The organism is Rhizobium sp. P1_E1 (genome assembly GCF_056406015.1).
The window spans coordinates 54,481-79,217 of record NZ_JBFUAY010000013.1 but is presented as its reverse complement, the minus strand read 5'-3'; the positions used below and the strand labels follow the sequence as shown (position 1 = coordinate 79,217).

The 24,737-nt window shown below is 58.9% G+C and carries 26 protein-coding genes; 14 read left to right on the top strand and 12 right to left on the bottom strand.

Annotation, left to right across the window (positions count from 1 at the left end):
- Nucleotides 1–373: 373 nt before the first annotated feature.
- The 3 genes from AC1D1Z_RS08015 to AC1D1Z_RS08005 form a co-directional block, all read right to left on the bottom strand.
- Nucleotides 374–541, bottom strand: a complete 168-nt coding sequence (locus AC1D1Z_RS08015) for a hypothetical protein (RefSeq protein WP_245268226.1) — start codon at nt 539–541, stop codon at nt 374–376.
- A 241-nt stretch (nt 542–782) separates the two neighbouring features.
- A complete protein-coding gene (locus tag AC1D1Z_RS08010) occupies nt 783–1,196 on the bottom strand; it encodes a hypothetical protein (RefSeq protein WP_131647118.1) in 414 nt (137 codons plus the stop codon).
- A gap of 50 nt (nt 1,197–1,246) precedes the next feature.
- A complete protein-coding gene (locus AC1D1Z_RS08005) occupies nt 1,247–3,688 on the bottom strand; it encodes an arylsulfatase (protein ID WP_182566480.1) in 2,442 nt (813 codons plus the stop codon).
- A 626-nt stretch (nt 3,689–4,314) separates the two neighbouring features.
- On the opposite strand from AC1D1Z_RS08005, the gene AC1D1Z_RS08000 reads away from it, so the two are divergent.
- From AC1D1Z_RS08000 to AC1D1Z_RS07975, 6 genes are all read left to right on the top strand, one after another.
- Nucleotides 4,315–6,117 carry an adenylate cyclase gene (locus tag AC1D1Z_RS08000; protein ID WP_018241860.1) on the top strand — a complete coding sequence of 601 codons (1,803 nt, stop codon included), beginning with the start codon at nt 4,315–4,317 and terminating at the stop codon, nt 6,115–6,117.
- Between the two features lie 219 nt (nt 6,118–6,336).
- Complete coding sequence (locus AC1D1Z_RS07995; RefSeq protein ID WP_018241861.1) at nt 6,337–7,143, top strand: DUF2092 domain-containing protein; 807 nt, start codon at nt 6,337–6,339, stop codon at nt 7,141–7,143.
- Complete coding sequence (locus tag AC1D1Z_RS07990) at nt 7,140–7,352, top strand: hypothetical protein (protein ID WP_018241862.1); 213 nt, start codon at nt 7,140–7,142, stop codon at nt 7,350–7,352. The genes AC1D1Z_RS07995 and AC1D1Z_RS07990 overlap by 4 nt, the downstream gene beginning before the upstream one ends.
- A gap of 15 nt (nt 7,353–7,367) precedes the next feature.
- Entirely contained in the window at nt 7,368–8,657 is a 1,290-nt protein-coding gene (locus AC1D1Z_RS07985; RefSeq protein WP_477850069.1) for an alpha/beta hydrolase, read from the top strand.
- Nucleotides 8,658–8,795: 138 nt separating this feature from the next.
- Nucleotides 8,796–9,578, top strand: a complete 783-nt coding sequence (locus tag AC1D1Z_RS07980; RefSeq protein WP_047621664.1) for a hypothetical protein — start codon at nt 8,796–8,798, stop codon at nt 9,576–9,578.
- Between the two features lie 295 nt (nt 9,579–9,873).
- Nucleotides 9,874–10,851, top strand: coding sequence for a formylglycine-generating enzyme family protein (locus AC1D1Z_RS07975; protein WP_112902870.1), 978 nt, complete (start codon nt 9,874–9,876; stop codon nt 10,849–10,851).
- A gap of 278 nt (nt 10,852–11,129) precedes the next feature.
- Here the strand turns inward: AC1D1Z_RS07975 and AC1D1Z_RS07970 are convergent, their stop codons facing one another.
- A complete protein-coding gene (locus AC1D1Z_RS07970) occupies nt 11,130–11,420 on the bottom strand; it encodes a DUF982 domain-containing protein (RefSeq protein WP_018241867.1) in 291 nt (96 codons plus the stop codon).
- Between the two features lie 40 nt (nt 11,421–11,460).
- On the opposite strand from AC1D1Z_RS07970, the gene AC1D1Z_RS07965 reads away from it, so the two are divergent.
- Together AC1D1Z_RS07965 and AC1D1Z_RS07960 are read left to right on the top strand one after the other, a co-directional pair.
- Nucleotides 11,461–11,661, top strand: a complete 201-nt coding sequence (locus AC1D1Z_RS07965; protein WP_162710269.1) for a hypothetical protein — start codon at nt 11,461–11,463, stop codon at nt 11,659–11,661.
- Nucleotides 11,662–11,827: 166 nt separating this feature from the next.
- Nucleotides 11,828–12,007, top strand: coding sequence for a hypothetical protein (locus tag AC1D1Z_RS07960; protein ID WP_112902872.1), 180 nt, complete (start codon nt 11,828–11,830; stop codon nt 12,005–12,007).
- 115 nt (nt 12,008–12,122) lie between these two features.
- Here AC1D1Z_RS07960 and AC1D1Z_RS07955 read toward each other — a convergent pair whose 3' ends face one another.
- The gene (locus AC1D1Z_RS07955) at nt 12,123–12,434 is read right to left on the bottom strand and encodes a hypothetical protein (protein ID WP_018241870.1); all 312 of its coding nucleotides are present in this window, start codon (nt 12,432–12,434) and stop codon (nt 12,123–12,125) included.
- 170 nt (nt 12,435–12,604) lie between these two features.
- Nucleotides 12,605–13,054: a DUF3597 domain-containing protein gene (locus AC1D1Z_RS07950; RefSeq protein WP_461522554.1), complete on the bottom strand. Its 450-nt coding sequence runs from the start codon at nt 13,052–13,054 to the stop codon at nt 12,605–12,607.
- Nucleotides 13,055–13,452: 398 nt separating this feature from the next.
- Between AC1D1Z_RS07950 and AC1D1Z_RS07945 the strand changes: the two genes are divergently transcribed.
- A complete protein-coding gene (locus AC1D1Z_RS07945) occupies nt 13,453–14,124 on the top strand; it encodes a hypothetical protein (protein WP_130716326.1) in 672 nt (223 codons plus the stop codon).
- A gap of 162 nt (nt 14,125–14,286) precedes the next feature.
- Here AC1D1Z_RS07945 and AC1D1Z_RS07940 read toward each other — a convergent pair whose 3' ends face one another.
- The 4 genes from AC1D1Z_RS07940 to AC1D1Z_RS07925 all read right to left on the bottom strand — a co-directional run bounded on the left by AC1D1Z_RS07940 (nt 14,287) and on the right by AC1D1Z_RS07925 (nt 18,582).
- A complete protein-coding gene (locus tag AC1D1Z_RS07940) occupies nt 14,287–15,060 on the bottom strand; it encodes an amino acid ABC transporter ATP-binding protein (protein WP_003559021.1) in 774 nt (257 codons plus the stop codon).
- Nucleotides 15,061–15,094: 34 nt separating this feature from the next.
- Nucleotides 15,095–16,249, bottom strand: coding sequence for an amino acid ABC transporter permease (locus tag AC1D1Z_RS07935; RefSeq protein WP_018241873.1), 1,155 nt, complete (start codon nt 16,247–16,249; stop codon nt 15,095–15,097).
- Between the two features lies 1 nt (nt 16,250).
- Nucleotides 16,251–17,453 carry an amino acid ABC transporter permease gene (locus AC1D1Z_RS07930; RefSeq protein ID WP_477850063.1) on the bottom strand — a complete coding sequence of 401 codons (1,203 nt, stop codon included), beginning with the start codon at nt 17,451–17,453 and terminating at the stop codon, nt 16,251–16,253.
- Between the two features lie 103 nt (nt 17,454–17,556).
- Nucleotides 17,557–18,582, bottom strand: coding sequence for an amino acid ABC transporter substrate-binding protein (locus AC1D1Z_RS07925; protein WP_018241875.1), 1,026 nt, complete (start codon nt 18,580–18,582; stop codon nt 17,557–17,559).
- A gap of 363 nt (nt 18,583–18,945) precedes the next feature.
- Here AC1D1Z_RS07925 and AC1D1Z_RS07920 point away from each other — a divergent pair, with 363 nt between their 5' ends.
- Entirely contained in the window at nt 18,946–20,136 is a 1,191-nt protein-coding gene (locus AC1D1Z_RS07920) for a cystathionine beta-lyase (RefSeq protein WP_477850060.1), read from the top strand.
- 31 nt (nt 20,137–20,167) lie between these two features.
- Here the strand turns inward: AC1D1Z_RS07920 and AC1D1Z_RS07915 are convergent, their stop codons facing one another.
- Nucleotides 20,168–21,322, bottom strand: coding sequence for an FAD-dependent monooxygenase (locus tag AC1D1Z_RS07915; protein ID WP_047621675.1), 1,155 nt, complete (start codon nt 21,320–21,322; stop codon nt 20,168–20,170).
- A 27-nt stretch (nt 21,323–21,349) separates the two neighbouring features.
- Nucleotides 21,350–21,595, bottom strand: a complete 246-nt coding sequence (locus AC1D1Z_RS07910) for a zinc-finger domain-containing protein (RefSeq protein ID WP_018241878.1) — start codon at nt 21,593–21,595, stop codon at nt 21,350–21,352.
- Between the two features lie 158 nt (nt 21,596–21,753).
- On the opposite strand from AC1D1Z_RS07910, the gene AC1D1Z_RS07905 reads away from it, so the two are divergent.
- The 4 genes from AC1D1Z_RS07905 to AC1D1Z_RS07890 all read left to right on the top strand — a co-directional run bounded on the left by AC1D1Z_RS07905 (nt 21,754) and on the right by AC1D1Z_RS07890 (nt 24,491).
- Entirely contained in the window at nt 21,754–22,539 is a 786-nt protein-coding gene (locus tag AC1D1Z_RS07905; RefSeq protein ID WP_028732008.1) for an alpha/beta fold hydrolase, read from the top strand.
- A gap of 128 nt (nt 22,540–22,667) precedes the next feature.
- The gene (gene cysE / locus AC1D1Z_RS07900; RefSeq protein WP_003539276.1) at nt 22,668–23,501 is read left to right on the top strand and encodes a serine O-acetyltransferase; all 834 of its coding nucleotides are present in this window, start codon (nt 22,668–22,670) and stop codon (nt 23,499–23,501) included.
- A 140-nt stretch (nt 23,502–23,641) separates the two neighbouring features.
- Entirely contained in the window at nt 23,642–23,845 is a 204-nt protein-coding gene (locus AC1D1Z_RS07895) for a DUF3126 family protein (RefSeq protein ID WP_003539277.1), read from the top strand.
- 274 nt (nt 23,846–24,119) lie between these two features.
- Nucleotides 24,120–24,491 carry a phasin family protein gene (locus AC1D1Z_RS07890; RefSeq protein WP_130716328.1) on the top strand — a complete coding sequence of 124 codons (372 nt, stop codon included), beginning with the start codon at nt 24,120–24,122 and terminating at the stop codon, nt 24,489–24,491.
- Nucleotides 24,492–24,737 lie beyond the last annotated feature (246 nt).

The window sequence follows — 24,737 nt, the reverse complement described above, 5'->3', positions numbered from 1 at the left end:
GTTCCTCAACCTTAGCGTTGTCTTTGCCGGTTACTATTTTTAGTTAATCAGGCGTTACGGCGGCGGGTTATAGGGCGACATTCTGGAAGGCGCAACAGCAACGCGACAGTAAGTGCTTGAGAAACATAGCCATATTGCTGCCACATTATCCCGATCACTCCGAAGTTACATTTTGAAATATTTGCGGAAATTCGAGTCGCCCAAATTACGGCAGTATAAAGGTCCCGCATGCCGAGAATTATTCTTTCTGCAACTATAGCGAAACGCATCCATTGAAAACATTAGAAAAATCCAGGGGGGCGTGACTGGATTCCTCTCGCCTAAGGCGGAATCGACATTTTTTGTGATTTTCGCAATTTTGGGCAGCGTCGCCTTACCAATTCGTACTGATCGAGATGGTAATGGGGGCATGACCGTAGCTGATTCGACCAAACCCATTGCGCAGCATTTCAAGCGCCACCGCCGCGAATATGCCTCGGTACCCATCGCTCATACCCTTGCCCTCGAGCAGCCGGGCGACAAATCGAAGACGTTCCTCCATGACCGAAGTCTCTCTCCACGGCATGAGAAACACGAAAGCAGTCATCGTCTCGCTACCGCCTCACATCATCTCTGAGTATGACAAATGACGATGCAGACGAGCGACTTCTCGGATATCGCAATGACCGCAGCGGGTGCAATCTGGCCAATTGCGTTGCGGGAAAAAGGCTGCTTTGCAACGACACGGTAAAGGTTGCCAGCAGATTGCGGCAGGTGAACATGAGGATATCGATGACAGCCAGCTAACGGTCTGCGATGCGCGGTGACGCCAATCCGCACGCCACGCACCAGACGGCCAGCCCGACGTGCCCCACGACAACTGGCCAAAACGCGATGCCGGAAATGCCGTGACGGAGCCAGGAAAATGCCAGGATTGCGGTGACGGCAACATTATAGAGAAGCATTGCCGATACCAGTCCTCTGGCGGCCTTGCCTCCCGCGTCGTGCCGCCCAAGCCAGCAGGCGACGGCCAAGGCGAGCACTGCCGCACCAGCGACACGGGCGACGGTCATGTCGACAGGGGTATCTGGCGCTGCCCCGAGCAGCACTTCAATCAGAAGAGCCGGTACCAGCAGCAACGCCAGGCCCGTGGCTGCTTCAACCACGCCCGTCACCGAAAGCAGGAGCTTGGAATTCGCTCGCATGGTTTCAGGCATGTCGGCTCCTTGAACATCTCGGCGCTTGCGTCGGAGACCCTCGTTCGCTTCTACTGGTCGAGTTTGAAAGTCAGCTCGTTGATCTTGCCGGTGAACTTGAACGGAGCGTCGTACCGATACTCGACCAAGGCGACCCCGGTGCGCGTATCCTGCCCGACATCGAAGCTTTCATCCTCCGGAAAGGTGACCGGGATCGTGTGTTCGACCGAGTTCGTCGCCACGTCCTTGCCGTCCACCGACAGCACGCCTGTGCCGCCTTGTCCCAGGCCTGGACCATCGGACTTGAACGCGAAGACGATCTCGTGTTTGCCGGGTTCCAGTTCAGGCCCTTCCCACATGGTGCGCTTCAGGTCGAGAAGGTTGTAGAGAAACACGACCCTGCCTCGCCCGACGCCGAAGTCGCCCTTGCTGAGGAACAAGCCGTAGCCGCCGAACCGGCCGCCCTCGGTGACGATCATGCCCTCCGCGCCGCCTTCGGGTATCTCGACCTCGGCCGTGATCGTATAGGACTTGTTCAAGACACTCGGCGCTGCACTGGGCGGCACGCCGCTGAGTTCTCCCGAGTAGGCAAACTCGGTTCGTCCGGCAGTCAGGTTCGGGCGCGGCGTGTTCCAGCGGGAAAGCGTCGAATTGTCCAATGGCAGGACGTTGTACTTCTTCGCCTCGGAATAGAAGAGATCCTGCATCTGCTTGAGCTTGTCCGGCATCTTGGCGGCAAGGTCGTTGAACTGGGTCGGATCATCGTTGACGTTGTAGAGTTCCCAGTTGTAGCCGCTGATGACGTCGGGAGGCGTCGCGGTGCTCAACTCCCATGGACGGGTCGCCGGCGTCGTCGCAGCCACCCAGCCATTGTCGTAGATGGCGCGGTTGCCGAGCATCTCGAAATATTGCGTCGTGTGCCGGGTGGCAGCGTCGACATTTGCCTTATCCCATGTGTACATCATGCTCACCCCTTCAATGGGGCGTTGCTCGATGCCGTTGATTGTCTGAGGCGTCGGGATGCCGGTCGCTTCGAGGATCGTGGGCACGATGTCGATGACGTGGTGGAACTGGCGACGGATGCCGCCGACGTCATCGATATGGCCAGGCCAGGACATCGCCACACCTTGAGACGTTCCGCCAAAGTGCGACGGCACCTGCTTCACCCACTTGAAAGGCGTGTCCATCGCCCATGCCCAGGCCGCGGCGAAATGCGGGAAGGTTCGTTCCGATCCCCAGAACGGATACCAGAGCAATTGATCCTTCACCGGTACGGGGATTCCGTTGAAGGTGGTGAACTCGTTCGGCGTGCCGTTCAGCATGCCTTCAGCGCTCGCGCCATTGTCGCCGCCGATATAGATGATCAGCGTATTGTCGAGTTCGCCGAGATCGTCGACGGCCTGAATGACCCGACCGATTTCATTGTCGGCATAGGCGAGATAAGCGCCATAGATATCTGCCTGCTTGATAAAGAGTTTCTTCTCTTCCAGGCCTAAGCTATCCCATTCCGGCAGCTCCTTCGGCCACGGCGTCAGTTGCGCGTTCTCGGGCATGATGCCGAGCCGCTTCTGGTTGGCGAAGATCGTCTCGCGCAGCTTGTTCCATCCTTCGTCGAAGAGGTGCATGTCGCTGATCTTCTTGACCCATTCCGGTGTGGGGTGATGCGGTGCATGGGTGGCGCCCGGGACGTAATAGACAAGCCAAGGTTTCTCGGGGGCAATCTCCTTCAATTGCTTCATGTAGTGGATGGCCTCGTCGGCCATCGCCGTTTCCAGGTTCCAGGTCGGATTTCCTTCGAAGGGATAGATCGCAGTCGTATTGCGGTAGAGGTTGGGCTGCCATTGGCTGGCGTCACCGCCGACAAAACCGTAGAAATATTCAAAGCCCATACCCGTTGGCCATTGATTGAACGGCCCTGCCTGGCTCGATTGATAGGAAGGCGTGTTGTGGTTCTTGCCGAACCACGATGTCGCGTAGCCATTCTCCCTGAGGATCGTGCCGATGGTGCCTTTCTCGATCGGGAGGATGGAATCATAACCCGGATAGCCCGTCGCAATTTCGCCGACGACCCCGGCGCCGACCGAATGGTGGTTTCGCCCCGTAATCAATGCAGCCCGTGTCGGCGAACAAAGTGACGTTGAATGGAAATTGGTGAAGCGCAACCCCTGGTTTGCAATGCGGTCCATTGCAGGGGTGGGAATGACGCCGCCAAAGGTGCTGGGTGCACCGAATCCCTGGTCGTCCGTCATGATCAGCAATACGTTCGGCGCACCCTTTGGCGGCACGACGCGCGGCGCCCACCAAGGCTGTGACTCCGAGGCTTTCTCCTTGATGACGCCGCCGAAATTCGGTGCGGGAGGCGGAAGCTGCTTGCCGTCGAGGGTGATCGTCGCTCCGGGCGCTCCCGTGACCGCCTGCGCGAATGCCGTAGGACAGCCCAACCCGGTCAAAGCGGTGAAACCCAGCGCGGCGAGCGCGCCGCGAGAAAAGTGCAACGCATTCCGACGGCACATGGAATTTCTCCTCCTGGATAACGTCGCGGCGCGGACCGGTATGGTGGCTGCCAACAGGTGGGCACGACGGCTTCGCGCCCATCGCGACGGGGGCGGACGTCCGCGATGATCGCTCAACGCGATCCACAATCAACGTATGTTACCGTAACAACGGCAGTAACTACGCGGCAGGGCCTTCACCCTGACGCGGCAGCCGATGCCGCACGATCATTCCGACCGCCGAAGCAAGTGCGAGGCAACTGAAGACAATTGCGGCGATCGTCGATGCGCTCATGCGGCAAGTCCGCGACTATTGATGACGCCATCCCGATTTTGCCGTGTCACCGTTATACCTCGCGCTTGATGAGCGGTTGCTCCAGCAAACCAATTAGTCACAACGGAGCGTGTCGCCACTCCACGGCGGGCACGCTCACTTCGGGTGGGATGTCGACCGCCGATTGCATCCTGGCCGGGGCACTGAAAAAAGCAACGTATGTGACGGTAACACACGGTAAGCCCGCAACTGCCGTGCAGGCAACGCCAAGGCGCGTCCACGACATCTCCGTGGACGCGGATGACTTTGTGCAGTAGATTACACTAATAAAATTTCTGGTAGTTGCGCCCTCAGGAGCGGTGAGGAGCATGTCATGCAGAATGCGATGGCAGCCGATGCTGCACGACCTTCCACGCGACCGCCTCCCGGACCTGATGATATTCGCAGGCAGCTTGAGCGCATCATCGCGAATCCGGAGTTTCCCCACACGGGCCGTAGCGCCGATTTCCTGCGGTACATCACAGAAGAGACGCTCGCAGGCAACGCCAAGCGCATCAAGGGCTATTCCGTTGCGGTGGAGGTGTTCAAGCGCTCCCAAGGCTTCTCGCAGGACGACCCGGTCGTGCGGATCGGGGCGGGACGGCTGCGGCAAAGCTTGGAGCGCTACTATCTTGTAGCCGGACAGGATGATCCTGTTCGAATGGACATTCCGAAAGGGGGGTATGTTCCAACGTTCGTCTGGAGCAGCCCTGGAGACACCAAGTCTTCCGTTGGCGCATCTGCGCCCGCAGATGGACCAGTCGGTATTGGCAGGTTTCAAGGGTATGGAAGGTGGCTTGTCGCCAGTCTGTTGATTCCAGCTCTGATATCGACCTTCCTGTATCAGATGCAAAGCGGATCACCGTCTTTTGCCCGCAATCCGACGGCGATGCCGGAAATGCATACGGCAAGTCTGGTCGTTGCCCCGTTTGCGAATCTTGGTGAGGATCCTAAGGCGGAGATTTTTTCGGCCGGCCTGACCGAGGAGCTTCTCACAGCCTTGCCACGCTTCAAGGAGATCAAGGTCTTCGGCCGTGAGACGTCCAGATCGTTGTCGCCCGAAGTCGATGCTTCTCGCGTCCGGAACGCACTCGGTGCCGGCTATCTGTTGATGGGAGGAGTACGTATTTCGGGGGACAAGATGCGGGTTACCGCGCGGCTGCTTGATACGGACAACGGCGAAATCCTGTGGTCGCAGATCTATGACGAGAACATGGGTTCGGGCGATCTGTTCGCGATCCAGGCAGACGTCGCAAACAGGGTGGCGACGGCCATTGCTCAACCCTATGGAGTTATCGCGCAGGAAGATGTCGCCAATCAACCTCCCGACGATCTCGGCGCCTATGCCTGCACTTTAAGCTTCTACACCTATCGAACCGAGTTGAGTCCGGAACGGCATCGGCAGGTCAGGGATTGCCTTGAAAGTGCGGTCGCTCGCTATCCGTCGTTCGCGACCGCATGGGCGATGCTGTCGATCGTCTACCTCGACGAAGATCGGTTCGACTTCAATGCGCGGCGGGGATCGTCCATTCCAATCGAGCGTAGCCTCGTCGCGGCGCGGCGCGCAATCCAGCTTGATCCCGGCAGCACGCGCGCGCATCAGGCATTGATGATGGCACTGTTCTTCAATCAGCAGCTGGATGAGGCTTTACGCGTTGGCGAACTGGCGCTCGCAACCAACCCGAACGACACGGAACTGCTTGGAGAGTTCGGGACACGCGTGGCGATGGGCGGGGATTGGGCTCGCGGGGCAGCACTTCTTGAGCGGGCCATCGTTCTCAATCCGGGTGGCGGCGGTTACTATCACGGGACACGAGCGCTTGCTGCGTTCATGCTGAACGACGGCAAGACGGCGGTCGCGGAAATCAGACAGGCCGATTTGCAGAAATTCCCGCTATTCCACCTCGTTGCCGCGGTTATCTATGCCGAGAATGGATTTGAGGCTGAGGCACGGCGCGAAGGCGCAAAGTTCGTTGAAATGCGCCCGGACTTCCTGCCCAACTTAGCGGCGGAACTTCAGTCCCGAAACGTCCGCCCCGTGGATCAGGAGCGGTTTAGCGCCGCAATCCGAAAGGCGGGACTGGCCATAAGCAGTCGAACCGCAACCACCGTTTCGGCCGTCGGGTCAGGTCTTTGATCCCACAACCCTGAGGCGTTATCCGTATCTGCTTTACGGTGCGTGTACTACAGAGCATACCCGATGTTACGAGCGCCGAGCTCGTCTTTGCCGCACAATAGCTGATGCAACAGGACAAAGGGGCGGGGCGAATGAGGCGGTCATCCCTGGATCGCGATCTCCATCCTCTCCCGACACGTTTGACTTCGCTCGCCACCAGGACGCAAGGAGCACAGGTCGATGGTAAAACTCTCCTGCAAGCATTGCCTGACGGCAAACTGGCGATCGTCCGTAGCGCTTGCGCTGGCCGTCACGTTGATCTCACCTTTGGCCGCCCGTGCCGAAGAGCCCGATGCCAGGAAGCTCGTCAAGGCGATGTCCGACTATCTCTCGGCCCAGAAGGCGATTTCATTCGCCTACGACACCAATTTTGAGATTGTCACCACCGAGCACCAGAAATTACTGCTCGCAAGTTCCGGAAAGGTGGAGATGGGCCGACCCGACAAGCTCCGCGTTACTCGCACCGGTGGCTTTGCCGATGTCGAGATGACCTTTGATGGCAAGACGGCGACGGTCCTTGGAAAACATCTCAATCTTTATACTCAGGCTGATCTGCCCGGCACGATCGATCATCTCGTCGATGAAATGCGGGATAAACTTCACCGCCCGGTTCCCGGCGCCGATCTCCTGCTGCCCAATGTCTACGACGAGCTGATGCGCGACGTTGTTGACGTCAAGGATCTCGGAAGCGGCGTGATTGGCGGCGTTGAATGCGATCATCTTGCATTCCGAACCAAGGAACTCGACTGGCAGTTATGGATCGCGCAAGGCGAAAAACCATATCCTTGCCGATACGTGATCACCGCCACGCAGGTCGATCTGGGACCGCAATACAGCATCCAGATCAGCGACTGGAAAACAGGCACCGATGTCGTTGCCGAAGACTACAGTTTCAAGAACACCACGGATGCAAAGAAAGTCGAGCTGGAAAAGCTCGTGGACATTGATGAGCTTCCGGATCGCTTCGCCAAGGGAGACAGCAAATGACCTCGTTGCAAAAAATCAAAATCCTGTTGCTGACCATCGTTGTGGCCATGTCCGGTCTTGAACTCGGCGAGCGGCTGGCGGTCCCCGGAATGACGGGAATCTTTACGCCGGCCGAGGCGCGTGTCGGGCGGCCCCTCACGCCCGTCAGCGTGGCAGGTGTTGCACGACGCACCGTCAGGCGATGCGCGGTCGGTGTTTATTACTGCTGAAAGCAAAGGGCACCTATGGGGATCAACGAATTGCCTACCAACCTCCTGGTGATTCTCTGCATTTCGCTCATTTTTCTTTCTGGTTGCGGTGGCCATCCCAAGGGCGTCCTTACGCCGATCGCCGATACCTCTTCACCTGGTTTGAGCCGGGTGAACCTCCTTGTCGCAACGACCAGGAGCCGCTCGACCGTTCCCGGCGAGATGTTCTCGGGCGAACGTGCGCTGAAGCCCACCTTTGCGGAAATGACTATCTCCATCCCACCTGACAGTGCCCGCAAGGTGGGAAGTGTCGCATGGCCAAGAAGGTTGCCTCCGAATCCTTCCAGGGATTTCGCGACGCTGAAGGCCAAGGAGATCGATATCGACGCCGCAAAATCCTGGCTCAGCGCCAGCGTGCGCAAGACACCGGATGGAAGCGTCCTGGTGTTCATCCACGGTTTCAACACGCGATTCGAAGATTCCGTCTACCGTTTTGCGCAGATCGTCCATGATTCCCGCGTCCACAGCGCGCCCATTCTCGTCACATGGCCATCGCGCGGCAGCCTGCTTGCCTATGGCTATGACCGGGAAAGTACGAACTACACCCGCAATGCGCTCGAAACGCTATTTCAGTACCTGGCCCGCGACAAAGAGGTGAAGGAGGTTTCCATCCTCGCCCATTCGATGGGGAACTGGCTGACACTGGAGTCACTGCGCCAGATGGCCATTCGCAACGGCAGGCTGCCGGCGAAGTTCAGGAACGTCATTCTCGCCGCACCCGACGTCGATGTCGACGTGTTCAGCCAGCAGATCGTGGATATGGGCAAGCAGCACCCGCAGTTCACGCTGTTCGTATCACGAGACGACCGGGCGCTTGCCGTCTCGCGCCGCGTTTGGGGAGATGTGTCGCGCCTCGGCGCGATCGATCCGGAGCAATCGCCCTACAAGGAAGAACTGGAAATCAACAAGATCAGCGTGATCGATCTCACCAAGGTCAAGCAGGGCGACCGCCTCCACCACACGAAGTTTGCAGAATCGCCCGAGATCGTTCGGCTGATCGGTTCCAGGATTTCCGACGGGCAGACGCTGAGCGAAGACAAGGTGGGGCTGGGTGACCACATACTCGATGCGACGATCGGAACGGCCGCGGCAACAGGTCACGCCGCCGGTCTGATCCTCACCGCCCCGGTTGCGGTCGTCGATCAGAATACAAGAGAGAATTATGGGGACAGGGCAAACGCGCTGATAGGTGGCGACAAGCGTGCCCGCACGGCGGCAACGGCCTGTGCCGCGGGACATTCGACGCAGGAATGCCAAAAGCAGTGATTGCTACCGACGGCACACAATTTATGCGCGCTTGCGTAATGGAAATTTATTTATAATTTTATTAGTTATCTGGAATATTTTGTTTTGGGGGAACTGTCAGGCGGGATTCGCACTCGCTTGCTGATTGAGGGATAGGACATGAAAGCCATCTATATCGCCACCGTCTGCGCCGCGCTTGCAATTGCATCACCTGCGAGGACGGCCGACATCACGCCGCTGACGCCCGATGCAAAGCAGGTGGAAAGCTCAAGCGGGTGGACCTTCACGGTCGCCCCCTATTTCTGGGCGGCCGGCATCTCCGGCGATACCGCACAGTTCGGATTGCCCGAGGTCCACATGGACGCCGACTTCAGCGACCTGTTGTCAAATCTCGACTTTGCCTTCATGGCGGCAGGCGAGGCGCGTTACGACCGCTTCAGCATTTTCGGCGACGTCATCTATACCAAACTCGGGGCGGATGCGAGCACGCCTGCCGGCATCCTGGCCGACAGTGTCGACGTCACCTCGAAGACGTTTGCCGGCCTGCTCGGTGTCGGCTACTCGGTGCTGGAGAGCCCGTCCGGCCACCTTGATATCGTCGGGGGCATCAGGGTCTGGTCGGTCGACACGACCATCGGATTCAACGGTGGGCTGCTCGACGGCGTGGAGGGCGACGATGGTGATACCTGGGTCGATGGCATCGCGGGTTTCCGGGGCAATTACTTCTTTACGCCGGAAATCTACATGACCGGATGGGGACTGGTCGGGGCAGGCGGCGCGGATATCGACTGGGACGTCGCCTTGGCCCTCGGCTACAAATTCAACGAGACGGTGTCCGCGGTCGCGGGGTACCGGGCATTGGGGGTCAACTACAGCAACGACGGGTTCGTCTTCGACGCCGTGCAGCAAGGGCCGATCGTTGGGCTCGCTATCCATTTCTAGCGGGCGGACTTGGATAGTCGCGATGGATCGACAAGCGGTTCTCGCATTGTTCGAACAGACCATCAGGTGATTTGTGATGCCGCGGTTCCCGCGGCACCATCAGTTCAAAGCCAGTCGGAGTTTGTCAACGAACGGCAATAGCTTGTCATCCGTCCTAAAGCGTCGATGAGGTCGGTCATTGAAGGGCGACCGTTACGGGAGCGGCTTCCTTGATGGCCAAATAGGGATGCAGATATGGTTGAGCTGAGCGGGTACCCGCCGCGCGATGCTCGGCGGTCATACCATGGAGGCGGCAATGGCCTTGGCATTCGGAGCAGAACACGTGCCCGACGATCTGGTGTGGATCGAGGGCCGTACGTTCACCATGGGATCGAACGACCACTATCCGGAGGAGGCGCCGGCCCACCCGGTGAAGGTCGACGGCTTCTGGATAGAGCGGACACCGGTCACGAACCGCAAGTTCATGGAATTCGTAAAGGCGACCGGACACGTGACCGTCGCCGAGAAGGTGCCCGATCCGAAGGACTATCCCGGCGCGCTGCCGGAGATGCTGAGGGCGGGATCGCTGGTGTTCACCCGGCCGAAGTCGGTGAATGGTCTCGATATCTCGCAGTGGTGGACGTTCAAGTTCGGCGCGACCTGGCGGCGGCCTCTCGGCGGCCTGAGCGATCTTCGCGGCAAGCTCGATCATCCCGTCGTCCACGTCGCGTGGTCCGACGCCAAGGCATACGCCGACTGGGCTGGCCTCGACCTGCCGACCGAGGCGGAGTGGGAGCTCGCAGCGCGCGGCGGTTCGGACGACACGGAATATGCATGGGGCGACGAATTCATGCCGGACGGCGTCGCCATGGCCAACACCTGGCAAGGCATCTTCCCCACGACGACGACAAAGCCGAAAGGCCATGAGCGCACCTCACCCGTCGGCTGGTTTCCAGCGAATGGCTACGGCCTCCACGACATGATTGGAAACGTCTGGGAGTGGACGTCCGACTACTGGTCGACACGCCATCCGGAGCCTGCCAGCCATTCGTGCTGCATTCCAAGCAACCCGCGCGGCGGCGATGCCGAGGCGAGCTTCGACCCTCGCCAGCCCGAGATACGCATCCATCGGCGCGTGCTGAAGGGCGGATCGCATCTCTGCGCTCCGAACTACTGCCGTCGTTATCGCCCGGCGGCTCGTCATGCTGAGCCGGAGGACACCTCCACCAGCCATGTCGGGTTCCGTTGCATCAAGAGAAAACCCGCGACCGGAGAAGCTAAGACCGCACCTTGATTTCAGAACGATACCCGTTCGACGGCGATAAGTTCTATGAAGTTCGAGATGACATGAAAGTCCATGCAATCTCGACTGTCGGGTGAGGTTGGGGATCTCCGCGCGCGGCCGCGGCTCGATCTGGGAGGGTTCAAGAACCCGGTGCTATCCCGCACTTCCCCCAGCCCCTATACGCGGCAGGCTGCAGCTTTCCGCCATCCGTCCAAGCGGTGTATTCGGCTTCGGTGATCAGCGTCGGCTGCGCGCCTATTGCGTCCTGCCTGATCCAGGCAGTGATCTCAGTGAACCACCGAGAGGTAGCGGATGCCGGCTTCATCAGCCGCTCTCATCAGCGCTTCCCGCGCGGCGTTTGGGGGCGTGGTGCCGCGGATGGCGTCGAGGCATGTCCTCACTGCCACGACATACTCCTCGCCATCATCCCCAGGCCATTCGGAAATGAGCATGGTGGCTGCGTCGCCGAGGGTCCTGACGACGCTGTATTTATCTTGGCCGCTCATGAGGATCCTCAGCGCGGGAAACTGATGCGATGTGTACCGATTCATGACATTTGGTCCTTGCATCATAAACATATTAGTAACTCTGCAAGAAGTGTTCCAACCGGAGCTGAGCATGGCCATCCTCTATGAATCGGGCAAAAGCTGTCGGCAATGCCTCGTCAGCCAGAAGCCGGGAACTTGTTTTAAACACATTGCCGTCCTATTGATTCTTCTATCGAAATTGCTTGTCGAGCTTGGTTTGCGCCCCGGCGTCCCAGCTGATCTTTCCTTTCAAAATCGATTTCTGCGCCGTCCGGCAGCCGCCGGAGGGTGATTGTCATGCCGGTTGAGGGGGAATCGTCATGAACGCAGGCAATTCTTTGATCGACGCAAGCCTCCGCTAAACACCCATCGTCGCTGCCTCATATGCCTTCGGTCTTTGACCGCGGATGTCAGTGGCGGCATTCCGGCTGGGTTTTCCAGCCATTGAGGAGAATTTCATGAGCAAGACCAATGCAGAGGCACTGTTGCGCAAAGCGCAGCGCCAGGTTGCCAATACCAGCGGCGGTGGCCATCTCGGTGGCACCAACTTCGGTCAGGGCAACGACGCCAAGACCTCGTCCGGAAGCGGCAATCGCCCGGCAGGCAAGAGTCGTCCACCAACTGGCGGCAAACGCTGACTAGCGCCGCGCGTCTTTCCGATTTAAGGAATTATGCAGAGGTCGCAGCATCTAAGACATCCCCGCCAAAATGGCGGGGTTTTTGTTTGATGGGGCCTGAAGGGCCAGTCTCTTCTCAGCGATCCAGGAAATGATCGAAGTAGACCTGGGGGATAGGGTACGCGTAGACGCCTCTGTCGACGAAGCTATACCTATAGAGGCAACTTCTGAGAGCCGCATTGTAATGCAGGCTTCGCGGGTCCGGAGAGCCTCGTCGCCATGAGCTTGCCTCCGGCACGCAGCGTTGAAGCGCTTTATCGTATCGAGCCAGGAGCGCCGGGTCGGTATCGACCCGAATGCCACTGTAGGAATGATAGTTTGACGGAGATTCTGCGGCCGATATACAGCCGAGGCTAAGTGCAAGACCAACGACTACCATCAATCTCATCGGATTTAATTCCCCCTGATCGATTATCGAAGTATCGAGCGGAACATTATTCGTTCCAGTGCCTGCGGGCAAGGGGACTTCCGGGCCTCCGGTCTGATCGGCCGTGACCTCCGCGGAACAGCAATCGGATAGTTGCCGCCACAGACATGGCGGCAGCTATCCGTCATCGATCAATCCAGGAGATCGGCAGGTACCTTGCCGCCATTTTCCGAAAGCCGCTTCATCAGCGCCTTGTGCAGCCACATATTCATTTTTGCGGAATCGTTGGTGTCGCCCGTATAGCCGAGTTCAGCGGCAAGTTCCTTGCGCTCGGTCAGGCTTGCATCCATCCCGACGGCTTTCATCAGGTCCACGATCGAGCGGCGCCAATCGAGCTTCTGGCCGCTCTTCTTCACTGCCGCGTCAAGGATCGGGACGATATCGACTGTGCCTGTGCCTGGAGCAGTGGCCGTGGGGGCCGGCTTGCTCTGCGGGGCAGGGGCCGCAGACGTTGGACTGGGCGCTGCCGACGGTGAGGCAGGCGCTTGCGCCGGCTCTGTCTTCGGCGCGCCGGCAGCAACCGGTTCGGCTGCTTTCGCCTCTCCGAAAATTGCATGTTTGATCTTGTCGAAAATGCCCATTCTAAACCTCCAGTTCCATCAGATGAGAACAAGCTGAAACATGGACTTCCCGCCTGATATATCCAGACGGAAGGGGAGTTATTTTTAGCAATCTAAATCTGAGGTGGAAAAGTCAATTCGGGGGAAGGGTGTATTCGATCTGCACGAAACGCCGCAAATGGATCAATCACGGCCCATGGTATTGCGAACTGAGATTTGCTTGCTGGCTTCTAAGTTTCCTGGCGCAATGGGGAGGAAATACTCTGTCGGCTCTCCAGCCGCTGCGATATATGTTTTCTTTTGGCACAGTCTGTCAGATAATTCGTATTTCAATAACCGTGAAACATCATCGCACGCTACCGAACCGACTTGCCGCGCCGTCTCGTGAAACATTCGTCATCCCTTCACGTTGCCTTGCCATGGACGTCCTGGAGTTGCAGGCGTCCGATCGATCGAAGGCACGCGCGTTCCTCGATTTTCGACTGCCGGGCAGATCGTCCGGCAGAATGGAAACGGAGGAAAACATGACCCGTAATCACAATAGACTATCCTTTGCAGTGCTCGCATCCAGCTGCGCCCTCCTTGTCATGCCGGCAAGCGATGCGCGTGCGCTCGATGTTGGTGTGTCGGTGAATGCCGGCAATGCTGTCAGCGCCGATGTCGGCGCGTCACTCGGCGGCGGGAGTGGCATCAGCGCTGATGCCAATGCTTCCGTTGGCGGCTCGACCGGCGTCAATGCCGATGCGACCGCCAATGCTGGCGGCGGCCGGGGCATCAATGCCGATGTCAATGCACGCGTCGGCGGTTCTAGCGGAATCGATGCCAAGGCCACGGCCTCGGTTGGCACCGGTAATGGGGTCGATGCCAATCTCGCCATCGGCCGGGTGGATGAAGCTGGCGGCAGCAATGCCAGGGCTGCGCCCGGCAGCACGCTCAGCGCGTCGCGGGCACGTACCCTGGAGGCCTTCCGCAGCATGCCTGTCAATGACCAACGCAAGATGCTCGTCCGTTGCGCCGACATCTCCGCCTCCGGCGGTGATTCCGGCCTTGCCGGTCTCTGCAGTCTGCTGCAGGCGACCGCCTCCCGGTGAACATACAAAACCCGCCGAGCCAGCGGCTCGGCGGGTCTTTTTCAAAGGATGATTCGATCTAAAGCATGTCGCGCAAAACTATGCAGCAGTTTTGCGACAACGACATGCGTAAAAACAAAGACCTAAAGCGCGAAGAGCGAATCTGAAAGATCGCGATGCGCTTTAGTGCAGGATCTGGCTGAGGAACAGCTTGGTGCGTTCGTGCTGCGGGTTATCGAAGAAGGCGGCCGGTTCGTTCTGTTCGACGATTTGGCCTTGGTCCATGAAGATAACCCGGTTGGCTACCTGGCGGGCAAAGCCCATTTCATGCGTGACGCAGAGCATGGTCATGCCTTCCTCGGCAAGCCCCACCATGGTGTCGAGCACTTCCTTGATCATTTCGGGATCGAGTGCGGAGGTCGGCTCATCGAACAGCATGATCTTCGGGTTCATGCATAGCGACCGGGCGATCGCCACGCGCTGCTGCTGACCGCCGGAAAGCTGTCCCGGATACTTATTGGCCTGCTCCGGAATCTTGACCCGCTTCAGAAAATGCATGGCCACTTCTTCGGCCTGCTTCTTCGGCATCTTGCGCACCCAGATCGGCGCCAGCGTGCAGTTTTCGAGGATCGTCAGATGCGGGAAGAGGTTGAAGTGCTGGAACACCATGCCGACTTCGCGCCGCACCTCGTCGATCTTTTTCAGGTCGTTGGTGAGCTCGGTGCCGTCGACGATGATGCGACCCTTCTGATGCTCTTCCAGGCGGTTGATGCAGCGGATCATCGTCGACTTGCCCGAGCCCGACGGGCCGGCAATGACGATCCGCTCGCCGCGCATGACCTTCAGGTTGATGTCGCGCAGCACGTGGAAATCGCCGTACCACTTGTTCATGTTGACGATCTCGACCGCCACTTCCGTCGCGGAAACGGTGAGCTTTTTCGCTGGAGCTTCAGCCATGATATTTTCCCTCATTCTTATCGTTTTAGCGTTCTTATCGTTTGTGGCCGGTATCGAGATGGCGTTCCATGAAGCCTGAATAGCGCGACATGCCGAAGCAGAACAGCCAGAAGATAAAGCCCGCGAAGATCAGACCCGTGATCGGCGTGACGGCGCTTGCCCAGTTGGCATCGGAGAAGTTCAGCTTGACGATGCCAAGCAGATCGAACATGCCGATGATGGTGACCAGCGACGTGTCCTTGAAGGTTCCGATGAAGGTGTTCACGATGCTCGGGATGACCAACTTGATGGCCTGCGGCATGATGATCAGCCGGGTTTTTTGCCAATAGCCGAGGCCAAGCGAATCGGCGCCTTCGAATTGTCCCTTCGGGATCGCCTGAAGGCCGCCGCGGATCACTTCCGCCATATAGGCCGAGGTGAAGATCGACACACCGATCAGCGCCCGAAGCAGTTTGTCCACGTTCCAGCCTGTGGGAAGGAAGAGCGGCAGCATGACACTTGCCATGAACAGAACGGTGATCAGCGGGACGCCTCGAATGACCTCGATGAAGGTTACGCAGAGCATCCGAATGACGGGCATCTTCGAGCGGCGCCCCAGCGCAAGCAAAATGCCGCAGGGTAAGGAGACGGCAATACCGACAAAGGACAGGACGAGCGTCACCATCAACCCGCCCCAGAGCGGAGTGTCCACCACTTCGAGTCCGAAGCCGCCATGAAGAAGCCAGAAGGCGAGGACCGGCAGGACGGCGAACAGAAGAATGGCGTTCAGGCCCTTGCGCGGCGCCGAAGGGATGAGCATCGGAACCAGCAGAACAATGAACAGGATCCCGACGATCGCCGGTCTCCAACGCTCATCCAGCGGATAGCGGCCGAATATAAACTGATCGTACTTGGCGCTGACGAAGGCCCAGCATGCACCACTCCAGCCGTCAGGCTGGACGCCGCCCTGGATCGTCGTCGCGCAGAATGTGCGGTCCGGCCCGGACCATACGGCCTGGATGAACAGCCAGTTGACGAGATGCGGCACGGCCCATGCGATGAGCGCAAGAGCCAGGATTGTCAGGATCACGTCCTTCGGGGTTGCCAGGAGATTGCGGCGTATCCAGGCGACGGCTCCCCGCTCGCCGGGGGGCGGTGGTTCGGCGGCAAGGATGGACGTTCTGACGAAGGGTTTATCGGCGACCGACATCTTATCTCTCCACCAGTGCCATCTTGGCATTGAACCAATTCATGAACAGCGACGTGAGAATGCTCAAGCTGAGATAGACGATACCCCAGATGCAGACGATCTCGATCGCTTGACCGCTCTGATTGAGGATCGTGCCACCGACGGCAACGAGATCCGAGAAACCGATCGCGATGGCGAGTGAGGAGTTCTTGGTCAGGTTCAGGTACTGGCTCGTCAGCGGCGGGATGATGATGCGCAGCGCCTGCGGCACCACGACAAGTCTCGTCACGCTCGACTGATGCAGCCCCAGCGCGCCGGCTGCCTCGGATTGTCCCTTTGGAACGCCGCGAATGCCGCCGCGAACGATCTCGGCGATGAACGAGGCGGTATAGAAGGACAGAGCGAGAAACAGCGACATGAATTCGGGACCGACGACCGAGCCGCCCGTGAGGTTGAATTTTCCGGCAACCGGAACGTCGAAGGTGAGCGGAAAGCCGGAGACGACGAAGACCAGCAATGGCAGGCCGACGATCAGTGCGATCGACGTCCATACCGTGTGGAACGGCTGGCCGGTTGCGGCTTGGCGTTTGTGGGCCCAGCGCGCGATGATAATGGTGGCGACAATCGCAATCACCAGGGCGATGCCGACCGCTATCATACCTGTCTCGAAGATGGGCTTCGGGAAGGCCAGTCCTCTGTTGTTGAGGAACATGCTGAACGGCAGACCCACCGACTCGCGCGGCTGCGGCAAAACGGAGAGAACGCCGAGATACCAGAAAAAGATGACGAGCAGCGGCGGAATGTTGCGGAAAACCTCGACATAGACCGTGCAGAGCTTGGCAATCAGCCAATTGTGCGACAGCCGGCCGATCCCGATCAGGAAGCCGATGATGGTCGCCGTGAAGATACCGGTCACCGCCACCAGCAAGGTATTCAGAATGCCGACGACAAGTGCGCGCGCATAAGTCGAGTCACTCGAAAAGCTGATCAGCGACTGGCCGATTTCGAAACCGGCGCGACCGCGAAGAAAGCCGAAACCCGATGCCGTATTGCTGCGGGCAAGGTTCACGGCCGTGTTGTGGGCCACCCACCACACAATGCCCACGAGAATAAGGATTGTTAGAACCTGGAAAAATATGCTCCGGTATTTCGGGTCGTACATTGCCGACCGGAAACTCCAGCCGGTGCCATGCAAAGGTGTCGTATCCACAGCCCCATGCGTCATGCCGCGCCAATCCCCTTGTGCCCGTTTTCGGGCTTTCTTTTTGCTTTTTGGAAGATGGGAGGGCGGCTCGGCCGCCTTCCCGGGATTTCATGCCAAAGCTCGATTAACGAACCGGCGGTGCGTACTGGATGCCGCCCTTGCTCCAGAGAGCATTCAAGCCGCGTGCGATCTTGAGCGGGCTGCCCTGGCCGATGTTGCGCTCGAAGATCTCGCCATAATTGCCGACGCCCTTGATGACGTTGGCGGCCCAATCATTGGTCAGGCCGAGATCGGTGCCAATCTTGGTGTCGGTCTCGCTGCCGAGGAAGCGCTTGATGTCCGGATTCGGCGAATTCTTCATCTCGTCGACATTTGCCTGGGTGATGCCGAACTCTTCGGCATTGATCAGCGCATAAGCCGTCCAGGAAACGATATCGAACCACTGATCATCACCCTGACGGACGGCCGGGCCAAGCGGCTCCTTGGAGATGATCTCAGGAAGGATAACGTGTTCGTCTGGATTCTTCAGCGTCAGACGCAACGAATAGAGACCGGATTGGTCGGTCGTGTAAACGTCGCAACGACCGGCGTCGTAAGCCGCGTTGACCTCAGGAAGATTTTCGAAGACGACCGGATTGTACTGCAGATTGTTCGTCTTGAAGTAATCAGCGAGGTTCAATTCGGTGGTCGTGCCCGACTGTACGCAGACTGCGGCGCCGGAGAGTTCGAGAGCCGACTTCACGTTCAAGCTCTTGCGCACCATGAAGCCCTGACCGTCATAATAGGTGACAGGACGGAAGTTGAAGCCGAGTGCGGTGTCGCGGTTGATCGTCCAGGTGGTGTTACGCGAGAGAACGTCGATTTCACCGGACTGCAGAGCGGTGAAGCGTTCCTTCGCGTTTGTCGGCGTGTACTTGACCTTGGTGGGGTCGCCGAACACGGCCGAAGCGACGGCCTTGCAGAAGTCGACGTCGAAGCCGGCCCAATTGCCGGAAGCGTCAGGTGCGGCAAAGCCGGTAAGGCCGGTATTGACGCCGCACTGAACGAAACCCTTTGCCTTGACATCTGTGAGTGTCGTGGCCGAAGCAGCCGAAGCGCCAAGAGCGAAAACTGCTGCGCCGATCGTTGCGGACAGAAGCTTGTTCTTCATTTTTTCCCAACCTTTTCCGTTGTCTTGTATTTTCTTGTGGGAAGTTCCAGCGGAAAAACTCTGCCGCCTCCCCATTTTCTCGACACCCTCCCGGCGCGAGTTGTTCTATCACAGTCGCAAATGTCACCATGGTCAAGTGTCGCGGTCAATAATTGCGGCAAATTTCAGCATTTTGGTAGATTGCGCTGCGTTCGTGGGCACTTGGCTATGAAATAGGCGCCTGATTGCGGAAAAATAACGCGAAAATCGTGGCTTTCACCGCTTCGCTACGTCGCCGGCGATCAACTCCTAGGGGTTGACCTGATATGGCGGGGCGTCCAAAAGTCCGGTTTTGCGTCTCCGTCGCCAAAGGCTATTCCCGACATGAAAGACAAAGACAGCTTGCTGCAGAATGCCGGCATCAACACCCGCCTGACCCATATCGGCAACGACCCTTTCGACTATCACGGCTTCATCAACCCGCCGGTCGTGCATGCCTCGACGGTGTTGTTTCCGAATGCGCGGGCGATGGAGACGCGCACGCAGAAATACACCTACGGAACGCGCGGCACACCGACGACGGATGCGCTCTGCGAGGCGATCGACGCACTCGAAGGCTCGGCCGGCACGATCCTCGTGCCCTCGGGCCTTGCGGCCGTCACCATTCCGTTTCTGGGTTTCGTCGCTGCCGGCGATCATGCGCTGGTGGTCGATTCGGTCTATGGCCCGACGCGCCATTTCTGCGATACGATGCTGAAGCGCCTCGGTGTCGAGGTGGAATATTACGACCCGGCGGTCGGCGCCGGCATCGAGGCTCTGTTCCGGCCGAACACCAAGCTCGTTCACACCGAGGCTCCCGGCTCCAATACCTTCGAAATGCAGGATATTCCGGCGATCTCGGCGGTTGGGCACCGTCACGGCGCCGTCGTCATGATGGACAATACCTGGGCGACGCCGCTCTATTTCAGGCCGCTCGATCACGGCGTCGACATCTCGATCCATGCATCGACGAAATATCCGTCCGGCCATTCCGATATTCTGCTCGGAACGGTTTCGGCCAATGCCGAACACTGGGAGCGGCTGAAGGAATCGAACGGTGTGCTCGGCATCTGCGGCGCACCCGATGACGCCTATCAGATCCTGCGTGGATTGCGCACCATGGGCCTGCGCCTCGAGCGGCACTATGAAAGCGCGCTTGATATCGCAGAATGGCTGGAGGGCAGGGAGGACGTCGCCCGCGTGCTGCATCCGGCCCTGCCGAGTTTCCCCTCGCACCATCTCTGGAAGCGGGATTTCAAAGGCGCCAGCGGCATCTTTTCGTTCGTGCTAGCCGCCGACGGCCCCGAAAAGTCCAGAGCAAAGGCGCATGCCTTCCTCGACGCGCTCAGGATTTTCGGTCTCGGCTATTCCTGGGGCGGCTATGAAAGCCTGGCTTTGCACGCCTATCTCAACGATCGCAAGGTCGCCAAGGCGCCGACGGACGGTCCGGTCATCCGCCTGCAGATCGGCATCGAGGACGTGGCGGACCTCAAGGCCGATATCGAACGGGGGTTTGCCGCGGCAAGCGCGGTCTGACCAGACACGCTTTGTCGTGGCTGGCAGCGCCTCACGGCAGATCGACAGCCCGATAGCCGTAGATCCAGTCGAGATCTGCCGCCAGGCTTAGCGGCGGCTTGAGGCCGAGCACGAGATCGCGGCCGATCCGGATCGGCCCTTTCGCATGATAGGCAAACCGGTTGAAGGCGCCGCGCTGGCGAAGCTTGGCGATGCGCGGCGCGCGATGTCTTTCGAACTGCGCCAGCGCTTCCGCCGCGGAGCGGTTCGAAAGAAACGCAGCGAGTTCATAGGCGTCTTCGATCGCCATCGCCGCTCCCTGGGCGGCAAAAGGCATCATCGCATGCGCGGCGTCGCCGATCAGAACCGTCTTGCGGCCATCCTGCCAGGAGCCTGTCGTGGTTTCGAACAGCGGCCAGAACGTCAGCTTCCGGTGTTTTTCGAGCAGCGAGACGATCGCGGCATTCCAGCCGGAAAGGCGCGCCCGCAGTTGCGTCCGCTGTTCTTCCGTCGGCTCGCTTTGCCAGGCCTGCGGCGCAATATTGCCGGCGGTGATCGCCACCATGTTGAAGCTGCCGGTCTCCCTTAGGGGATAGCAGACGAGATGCGCCGAACCGCCGAGAAAAGCCGAAACGCTTGCCCGGTCGAGGAAACCGGGCGCCTCAGTTTCGGCAATCGTAAAACGGTAGGCGATATTGCCGGAAAAGCGCGGCGAGGGGCTGCCTGGAATGGATTGCCGAAGCTTTGACCAGACGCCGTCCGCGCCGATCACAACATCGGCCGCGCGCTCGAAAGACGGTAGGGTCGAATTTATACGCACGCCGAGGTGAAGCCGGCAGAGCGGATCGGCGCTAACCGCAGCCAAAAGGACTTTCTGCAATGTGGTGCGATGCAAGACGCCATAGGGAGCGCCCCAGCGTTCCCGCGCGAATTTGCCGGCCGGCACCGCCGCGAGCTGGCGCAGCGATCCGCCCGATATCAGCCGGATTGCGTCGGGCTCGAGCCAGACCTTTGACAGTCTTTCAAGGATACCGAGTTCGGCAAGGATGCGCGAAGCGTTTGGCGAAACCTGTAATCCGGCGCCGACGTCGGTGAGTTCGCCCGCCTGCTCGAAGATCTCCGAACTGATGCCCCGGCGCGAAAGCGCAAGGGCAACTGTCAGCCCTGATATCCCGGCGCCGATGATGGCGGCATGTTCGACCGGCATTGTCCGTCCGATCCGGATCTGGACCGACTACGCCGCCTTCACGTGGAAAACGCAGCCGGCCGGATTGGTCTGGCTAGGCTTGAGCGTGGAATTGAAGCGATAGAGCGTCGAGCAGTAGGAACAGACCTTCTCATTGTCGTCGCCCATGTCGATGAAGATATGCGGATGATCGAAGGGAGCCGATGCGCCGGTGCACATGAATTCCTTGACACCGACTTCGATAACGCGGTGACCGCCGTCGTTCTGGAAGTGGGGAATGTTGTGGCCGGCCATGTCGCTCTCCGAATGCTTTGAAATGTGCGCGAACCTTATAAGCCTTCGCCGCAAATGTGTAGAGCCAAACCGCCGCGCCGGGCACAGTTTTTAGCCGCAGTTTTTGGCTTCACGATGAAAGGCCGCTCGACTATGGTCGCGCCAAAAAGGAAGGCCCGATGAACCTGAATACACCCGCATTTTCAAGCTTCACCCATGATGGATTGCAGCTCGCTTTCTTTGATGAGGGCGATCCGGCCGGTGTGCCGGTGTTGTTGATCCACGGCTTTGCCTCGACTGCAAACGTCAACTGGGTCCATCCGGGCTGGCTGAAGACGCTCGGCGATGCCGGCTACCGGGTGATCGCCATGGACAATCGCGGCCACGGGGCAAGCGACAAGCCGCACCATGCCGAAGCCTATCGTCCATGGGTCATGGCCGGTGATGCGATCGCCTTGCTGGATCATCTGGGCATCCCAGAAGCCAATGTCATGGGCTATTCGATGGGCGCGCGCATTTCCGTATTTGCCGCACTTGCCAATCCGCATCGCGTCCGTTCGCTGGTTCTTGGTGGCCTCGGCATCGGCATGACCGACGGCGTCGGTGACTGGGACCCGATCGCCGATGCGCTGCTGGCGCCCTCGCTGGACGCGGTGACCCATGCCCGCGGCCGCATGTTCCGCGCCTTCGCCGAGCAGACGAAGAGCGACCGGGTCGCTCTTGCCGATTGTATCCGCGGTTCGCGCGATCTCGTCGCCCGTTCTGATATGGCCAAGCTCGACATGCCGACGCTGATCGGCGTCGGCACGAAGGATGATATCGCCGGCTCGCCGCAGGAATTGGCGGCGCTGATGCAGAATGCCGAAGCGCTCGATATTCCGGGCCGCGATCATATGCTCGCCGTCGGCGACAGGGTTTTCAAGCAGGCGGTGCTGGCCTTCTATGCAAGGGTCGCCCATCGCTAACAACATCGTGATGCCGAAAAACCATGCTAAAAAACCATGGCGACGGCACCCATTTATGTTATTGGCGTTTTCCTCTATATATTGGCATTCCGAAAACGGCATTCCGGCTGGCAGCGAGGAGAGCGGCGATGGTCGCAAAGACTGACATTCGTGCTTTTGACACAGGCCATCCGCTGAAGGTGATGGATCCCATCTGGGACAGCCTGCGTGAGGAAGCCCGGCTCGCCGCCGAACGGGACCCGGTTCTCGCCGCCTTCCTCTATTCTACGGTGATCAACTACCATTCACTCGAGGAATGCGTCATCCACCGCATCTGCGAACGTCTCGATCACCCCGACATGCAGGCGAACCTGCTGCGCCAGACCTTCGAGGAAATGCTCCTCGACTGGCCTGACTGGAGCTCCATCCTGCGCGTCGATATCCAGGCGATCTATGACCGCGATCCCGCATGCCTGCGCTTCATGGAGGCGGTGCTTTATTTCAAGGGCTTCCATGCGCTGCAAACACATCGTCTGGCCCATTGGCTGCTGAACCGCGGCCGGCGTGATTTTGCGCTCTATCTGCAAAGCCGCTCCTCCAGCGTCTTCCAGACCGACATCAATCCGGCCGCCCGTATCGGCAAGGGCATCTTCCTCGACCACGCCACCGGCCTCGTCGTTGGCGAGACGGCCGTCATCGGCGACAACGTCTCGATCCTGCACGGCGTCACACTCGGCGGTACCGGCAAGGAGGGCGCCGACCGCCATCCGAAGATCGGCTCCGGCGTCATGATCGGCGCCGGTGCCAAGATCCTCGGCAATATCGAGATCGGCTATTGCTCGCGCGTCGCCGCCGGCTCCGTCGTATTGAAGGCGGTGCCGCCCAAAAAGACAGTCGCGGGTGTGCCGGCCAAGGTCGTTGGTGAGGCCGGTTGTTCTGAGCCGTCGCGCAATATGGACCAGGTGATCGGCGCCGATATCTGAGCGCCCGTTGGAAACAAGGATAGGAAAAGTCGGCGGGATCCGAGCGGGGAGAGCCATGAGCAAACGGCAACCTTGCCTTTACACCGCTGCATTTCCTGTGCAAGAAGCGGCCAATCAAGACCGCTTACGGAGATGACAGAGTGAAGCCAGAAGAAATCAAGAAGCTCGACGCCTATTTCAAGCGCATGTTCAATCCGCAGATGATCGTCAAGGCGCGTCCACGCAAGGATGATTCTGCGGAAGTCTATCTCGGCGAAGAATTTCTGGGTGTCGTCTATATCGATGACGAGGACGGCGACCGCTCCTACAACTTCTCGATGGCGATCCTCGACGTCGATCTCTGATCGCGCTCGAAAGCTTCAAAAGGACCGAACGGCGCGATCCGTTCGGTCCTTTTTTCGTTTTTTCGATTCGGAACGAGAATTTTTTCAAAACTTCCGGTTGCGGCATTCTGATATATTTTAGCAAAATCAGTTAAAGACGTACGTGCCCCGGCGCGCGGGCTTTGTTATATAATTGTAATGCAACTCATGGATGTTTTGCGGCGCACAAGACTACTTGACTATTTGTGCATTGCAGCTACCCTGCCGCCATCAACAGCCCAACGGAGGATGGCTCATGTTCAACTTTGAAGACGCCAACAAGAAGAGCAAGGAAGCCGTCGACACGGCCCTGAAAACCTATTCCGACACGACCAAGGGCTTTCAGGCAATCGCCGCAGAAGCCACTGAATATTCGAAGAAATCCTTTCAGGACGCGGTGACGCATTTCGAAACGCTGGCCGGCGTCAAGAGCTTTGAGGCTGCCTTCGAGCTGCAGACGAGCTACGTCAAGGCGTATTTTGAAGGCTTCGTCTCCGAGACGACGAAGCTCGGTGAGATGTATGCCGATCTCGCCAAATCAGCCTACAAGCCCTATGAAGCGCCGATCGCCGCTGCCGTCGTCAAGACCGCCAAGTCGGTGTCGGCGGCGACGTCTGCTGCTGCATGAACTGATTTCAAAAGGCGCAACCTGCGCTACATATTGAAAAAAGAAGACCGGCTACGCATCTGTAGCCGGTCTTTTTGTTTCCACTTTCGCCGCAGCGCCCGCATGAGATCGGCCGGGGACTTTTTTGGTCTTTCCCGTGCATGCCGGCCATTTCTTGATTGCAGTGTCTGACAGGGGGCTTAAAATCAGCCTATTATGAACTAAGTTAGTGTTTCAGATATTCGGCGGGAAAAGCACCCTCCCATG

Coding starts and splice junctions, on each gene's coding strand:
- AC1D1Z_RS08015 (WP_245268226.1), bottom strand. CDS start 541: ATGGAGGAACGTCTTCGATTTGTCGCCCGGCTGCTCGAGGGCAAGGGT.
- AC1D1Z_RS08010 (WP_131647118.1), bottom strand. CDS start 1,196: ATGCCTGAAACCATGCGAGCGAATTCCAAGCTCCTGCTTTCGGTGACG.
- AC1D1Z_RS08005 (WP_182566480.1), bottom strand. CDS start 3,688: ATGTGCCGTCGGAATGCGTTGCACTTTTCTCGCGGCGCGCTCGCCGCG.
- AC1D1Z_RS08000 (WP_018241860.1), top strand. CDS start 4,315: ATGCAGAATGCGATGGCAGCCGATGCTGCACGACCTTCCACGCGACCG.
- AC1D1Z_RS07995 (WP_018241861.1), top strand. CDS start 6,337: ATGGTAAAACTCTCCTGCAAGCATTGCCTGACGGCAAACTGGCGATCG.
- AC1D1Z_RS07990 (WP_018241862.1), top strand. CDS start 7,140: ATGACCTCGTTGCAAAAAATCAAAATCCTGTTGCTGACCATCGTTGTG.
- AC1D1Z_RS07985 (WP_477850069.1), top strand. CDS start 7,368: ATGGGGATCAACGAATTGCCTACCAACCTCCTGGTGATTCTCTGCATT.
- AC1D1Z_RS07980 (WP_047621664.1), top strand. CDS start 8,796: ATGAAAGCCATCTATATCGCCACCGTCTGCGCCGCGCTTGCAATTGCA.
- AC1D1Z_RS07975 (WP_112902870.1), top strand. CDS start 9,874: ATGGCCTTGGCATTCGGAGCAGAACACGTGCCCGACGATCTGGTGTGG.
- AC1D1Z_RS07970 (WP_018241867.1), bottom strand. CDS start 11,420: ATGTTTATGATGCAAGGACCAAATGTCATGAATCGGTACACATCGCAT.
- AC1D1Z_RS07965 (WP_162710269.1), top strand. CDS start 11,461: ATGGCCATCCTCTATGAATCGGGCAAAAGCTGTCGGCAATGCCTCGTC.
- AC1D1Z_RS07960 (WP_112902872.1), top strand. CDS start 11,828: ATGAGCAAGACCAATGCAGAGGCACTGTTGCGCAAAGCGCAGCGCCAG.
- AC1D1Z_RS07955 (WP_018241870.1), bottom strand. CDS start 12,434: ATGAGATTGATGGTAGTCGTTGGTCTTGCACTTAGCCTCGGCTGTATA.
- AC1D1Z_RS07950 (WP_461522554.1), bottom strand. CDS start 13,054: ATGGGCATTTTCGACAAGATCAAACATGCAATTTTCGGAGAGGCGAAA.
- AC1D1Z_RS07945 (WP_130716326.1), top strand. CDS start 13,453: ATGGACGTCCTGGAGTTGCAGGCGTCCGATCGATCGAAGGCACGCGCG.
- AC1D1Z_RS07940 (WP_003559021.1), bottom strand. CDS start 15,060: ATGGCTGAAGCTCCAGCGAAAAAGCTCACCGTTTCCGCGACGGAAGTG.
- AC1D1Z_RS07935 (WP_018241873.1), bottom strand. CDS start 16,249: ATGTCGGTCGCCGATAAACCCTTCGTCAGAACGTCCATCCTTGCCGCC.
- AC1D1Z_RS07930 (WP_477850063.1), bottom strand. CDS start 17,453: ATGACGCATGGGGCTGTGGATACGACACCTTTGCATGGCACCGGCTGG.
- AC1D1Z_RS07925 (WP_018241875.1), bottom strand. CDS start 18,582: ATGAAGAACAAGCTTCTGTCCGCAACGATCGGCGCAGCAGTTTTCGCT.
- AC1D1Z_RS07920 (WP_477850060.1), top strand. CDS start 18,946: ATGAAAGACAAAGACAGCTTGCTGCAGAATGCCGGCATCAACACCCGC.
- AC1D1Z_RS07915 (WP_047621675.1), bottom strand. CDS start 21,322: ATGCCGGTCGAACATGCCGCCATCATCGGCGCCGGGATATCAGGGCTG.
- AC1D1Z_RS07910 (WP_018241878.1), bottom strand. CDS start 21,595: ATGGCCGGCCACAACATTCCCCACTTCCAGAACGACGGCGGTCACCGC.
- AC1D1Z_RS07905 (WP_028732008.1), top strand. CDS start 21,754: ATGAACCTGAATACACCCGCATTTTCAAGCTTCACCCATGATGGATTG.
- cysE (WP_003539276.1), top strand. CDS start 22,668: ATGGTCGCAAAGACTGACATTCGTGCTTTTGACACAGGCCATCCGCTG.
- AC1D1Z_RS07890 (WP_130716328.1), top strand. CDS start 24,120: ATGTTCAACTTTGAAGACGCCAACAAGAAGAGCAAGGAAGCCGTCGAC.